General features: G+C 40.9%; 5 protein-coding genes. 4 read left to right on the forward strand and 1 reads right to left on the reverse strand.

Features of this window, described 5'->3' with window-relative positions; all coding sequences use genetic code 11:
- The 3 genes from AB4653_RS19275 to ylqF all read left to right on the forward strand — a co-directional run.
- Window positions 1-232: response regulator transcription factor (locus AB4653_RS19275; protein WP_372105031.1), on the forward strand; the 232-nt coding region annotated here is incomplete at its 5' end.
- 378 nt (window positions 233-610) lie between these two features.
- Window positions 611-925 (forward strand): cytochrome c, encoded by a 315-nt coding sequence (locus AB4653_RS19280; RefSeq protein WP_009845439.1) that lies wholly within the window; start codon window positions 611-613, stop codon window positions 923-925.
- 166 nt (window positions 926-1091) lie between these two features.
- Window positions 1092-2027, forward strand: a complete 936-nt coding sequence (gene ylqF, locus AB4653_RS19285; RefSeq protein WP_009845440.1) for a ribosome biogenesis GTPase YlqF — start codon at window positions 1092-1094, stop codon at window positions 2025-2027.
- A 185-nt stretch (window positions 2028-2212) separates the two neighbouring features.
- On the opposite strand, the gene AB4653_RS19290 is transcribed toward ylqF, so the two are convergent.
- Window positions 2213-2758, reverse strand: a complete 546-nt coding sequence (locus AB4653_RS19290; RefSeq protein WP_009845441.1) for a GNAT family N-acetyltransferase — start codon at window positions 2756-2758, stop codon at window positions 2213-2215.
- 166 nt (window positions 2759-2924) lie between these two features.
- Here AB4653_RS19290 and AB4653_RS19295 point away from each other — a divergent pair.
- Window positions 2925-3659, forward strand: a 735-nt coding sequence (locus AB4653_RS19295) for an acyl-CoA desaturase (protein ID WP_372105033.1), incomplete at its 3' end; no start/stop codon positions are given.

The raw sequence follows: 3659 nt of genomic DNA on the forward strand, positions 1-3659 counted from the left end.
GTCACAGGTAATATTATCTACCCTTACAAAAAGAGAAGCTCAAATATTTAAACGAGTTATCAGAGGAGATACAAATTTAGAGATATCAAGTGAACTATTTATTTCAGAAAGTACAGTAAAAACGCATGTATATAATATATATAAAAAAATAAACGTAACCAACCGAAAAGAAGCAATAAGAAAAGCAAATTTTATCAATAGTTTAGAGACTATTATACAACCAGGCATGTAGTTAATATTTGAGTCACAAATATAGAGACACTGGATTGCAGTTATTTTTACAACAGATCGTATTATAATTTAGGCCCTTGAAAAGGTGATCTTCTATTATCCCCCTCCGTCATAAAATCACAGTTAGACTGAACAACGAAGTTTAAATCATATCACCAGTGACTTAATTACATTCTGCCCTCTAAGGTACGAATAGAATTTTTGAACTCACAAAACATCACTTCTTAAGCCCTCTACTCGCCTAACAGAACGAAGTCAGTTGTAACTGTCAACACTATTAGCTTCTAAAATATCTAAAGCATTAAGCATCTAAAGCAATTCGGACTTGAGCTTCCCCTTAGGGTAAGCTTTATTGTTATGTTTTTACCGGAGCAAAAGCATGACTTACCGTTCCTTCACTTTACTATTACTCACTCTTTCCCCTAGCCTTCATGCCTCTAATTTTGGCGATCCTGAACTGGGTAAAATGAAGTCACCAAGTTGCATTTTCTGTCATAACCCCACGGGTGAAACAAGTAACACTGCTTACCCAAAACTTTCTGGCCAAGATTCAACTTACCTCTATAACACAATGAAAGCTTACCAGAACGGTGATAGACAAGGCGCTTACGCTGAGATGATGCAAACACAACTGAGTAAACTCAATGATCAAGACTTGAAAGATATTGCGGCTTTTTATGCTTCACAACAGTAATGGATTTCACCTTCATTAGATCAGTCTAAGTTAAATAAACATCACTAAGTCGCCTATACTTCAAGCAAACTCACTGAGCTCATTGAAGGTCGGGAGAGATATACCTTTACACGTATCATCCAACCCTTACAATGTGCAGCAAATATATTTATCAAGGTTTATCTCTATGTCTATTCAATGGTTTCCGGGTCACATGCATAAAGCCCGTAAAGAAATCGAAGAAGTTATCCCACAGGTTGATGTGATCATCGAAGTACTGGACGCTCGTATCCCGTTCAGTAGTGAAAACCCAATGATCTCTTCACTGCGCGGCGATAAGCCTTGTGTAAAAGTGTTGAACAAGCGCGATCTTGCGGATCCTGAGCTTACTGAGCGTTGGATTGAGCACTTCGAGAAAGAGCAAGGCGTTAAAGCGATTGCGATTACTACTAGCGCTAAAGAAGAAGTGAACCACGTTATGGAGCTCGTGCGTAAGTTAGCACCGCACCGTGAACAGATGGGTAAGAACATTCGTACAATGATCATGGGCATCCCGAACGTGGGTAAATCGACCATCATCAACTGTTTAGCGGGACGTACGATCGCGGTTACTGGTAACCAACCTGCGGTAACTCGTCGTCAACAACGTATCAATCTACAAAATGGCGTGATCCTTTCAGATACTCCTGGAATCCTATGGCCTAAAGTAGAAAACCCACACAGTGGCTTCCGCTTGGCTGCAACAGGCGCTGTAAAAGATACGGCAATGGAATACGATGAAGTGGCATTCTACACAGTCGAGTACCTTGCAAAGCAATACCCTAACCTTTTGCAAGAACGCTACCAAATTGAAGAGCTTCCAGAGTCTGACATCGAATTAATGGAAGCGATTGGTCGTAAGCGTGGCGCACTTCGTGCTGGTGGTCATATCGACATTCACAAATGTTCGGAAATCCTACTTCACGAACTGCGTAATGGTACTTTAGGTAAAGTAACGTTAGAGCTACCAGAAATGATCACACAAGAACTGATCGAAGTTGAAGAAGCGGCTGCGCTGAAAGCCGAACAACAGATTAAGAAAAAAGAAGAGCGTCGTAAGCGTTACTTGAAGAACAAGCGTTAATCTCTCTTCGTTTTAAGAAAAAATCACATGGTGCGACTAAGTGCCAAATAATTGAAGTGTCTAATCTAATCAAAAAAGCCCCGAACAATTTAATGCTCGGGGCTTTTTGGTTTGTTCTTCAGCTTTAAAGCAACTTCAGTAAGAGGCAGCTGTTGAGCAAGGAACCATTATTCAACTTGAAGTGACTAAGAATACACAATGCTTGCTGTTTTCTGTTCAAGTTCAACGGGAGAGCTCCAAGAAATCACCTTCTCATTCACTTGACTTCCACATGGTGCATTCCAAACTTGCTCTAGCTCTTCTTTACCACCAATCGCTTGATAAAAAGCAATCGCTTGGTGATTTTCAGACATCACCTCTAGGTACAGACCTGAATCCGAATAGTATTGCTGCAACCACTTCGATAATTCAGACAATAAACGCTTACCAACACCACGACCGCGATAGGCATTATCTACATGTAACGCATCGATGAACGTGCCACGCTCAAAGTTGTGATTACCAAACGCGCAGACGAAACCAACCAGTAAACCGCCCTCTTCAAGCAATAAAACATGTTGGTTAAAAGGAGGGTTAATCAAACGAGTCTGCCAAATAACAGATCTGTCCTCCAAAACATCATTTTCTAAGTAATCATCAGCAAGAATGCCACGATAATATAGCTTCCAGCTATCCGCGTGTAATTGGGCAATCCGCTCATAATCTTTATATTCAGCTACCTTAATTTCCATTTATTAGCCCTTAGTACTTCCATTTATGACTTGCTACTACATTTCACACTACCTTTATACAATATTTAAGCAAAACATACTAATACACGTTTACACTTTCAATATTGACTTACACGTGTACGCTGATATTCTAGCGCACAGATGTAAGCTCAATGGAAATTTGCTAATGAATAGTGCCGACAAACAATCTACAAAAAAGCCGCCATTAATCTGGCTCAATATTTTTGTATTCTCTTTTAGTATGCTGCTTGCTGTTGTTGCAGCTCCCGTTTATGGCTACTTTTTTGGCTATGGTATGGAGCACTGGATATGGCTAGCGATCTGCTTTACGTTCTGTAACCTTTCAATCACGACGGGTTATCATCGCTTATGGTCACACAAAGCGTTTGAAGCGCATTCAAGCCTAAGATTCCTGTTTGCACTAGGTGGCGCATTTGCCCTGCAGAACAGCGCGTTACACTGGTCTTCTGATCACCGTGTGCACCACAAACATGTAGATAACAACGACAAAGACCCATACTCAGCAAAACGTGGTTTTTGGTATTCTCACATCGGGTGGATGATTCGTAACTACAGCACCTCGATGTATGAAAATTATGAAAATTGTCGAGATTTAAAGAAAGACAAAATTGTTATGTGGCAGCACAAGCACTATGTTCTGTTGGCATTGCTAATGAACTTCGGTGTTCCTATCGCATTGGGTGTTATTTACGGTGACGTACTTGGCATGTTGTTAATCGTAGGTGCTGTTCGTTTGGTGCTTAACCATCACACGACATTCTTCATTAACTCTCTTGCTCACATCTGGGGTAGCCAACCTTTTACCGACAAAAACACGGCCCGTGATAACGGTGTGTTAGCGGTTCTAACTTTTGGCGAAGGCTACCACAACTTCCACCAC

Origin of the sequence: Vibrio sp. 10N.222.48.A3 (assembly GCF_041475345.1) — a bacterium.
Classification (GTDB): Bacteria; Pseudomonadota; Gammaproteobacteria; order Enterobacterales; family Vibrionaceae; genus Vibrio; species Vibrio tasmaniensis_A.

Coding starts and splice junctions, on each gene's coding strand:
- AB4653_RS19280 (WP_009845439.1), top strand. CDS start 611: ATGACTTACCGTTCCTTCACTTTACTATTACTCACTCTTTCCCCTAGC.
- ylqF (WP_009845440.1), top strand. CDS start 1,092: ATGTCTATTCAATGGTTTCCGGGTCACATGCATAAAGCCCGTAAAGAA.
- AB4653_RS19290 (WP_009845441.1), bottom strand. CDS start 2,758: ATGGAAATTAAGGTAGCTGAATATAAAGATTATGAGCGGATTGCCCAA.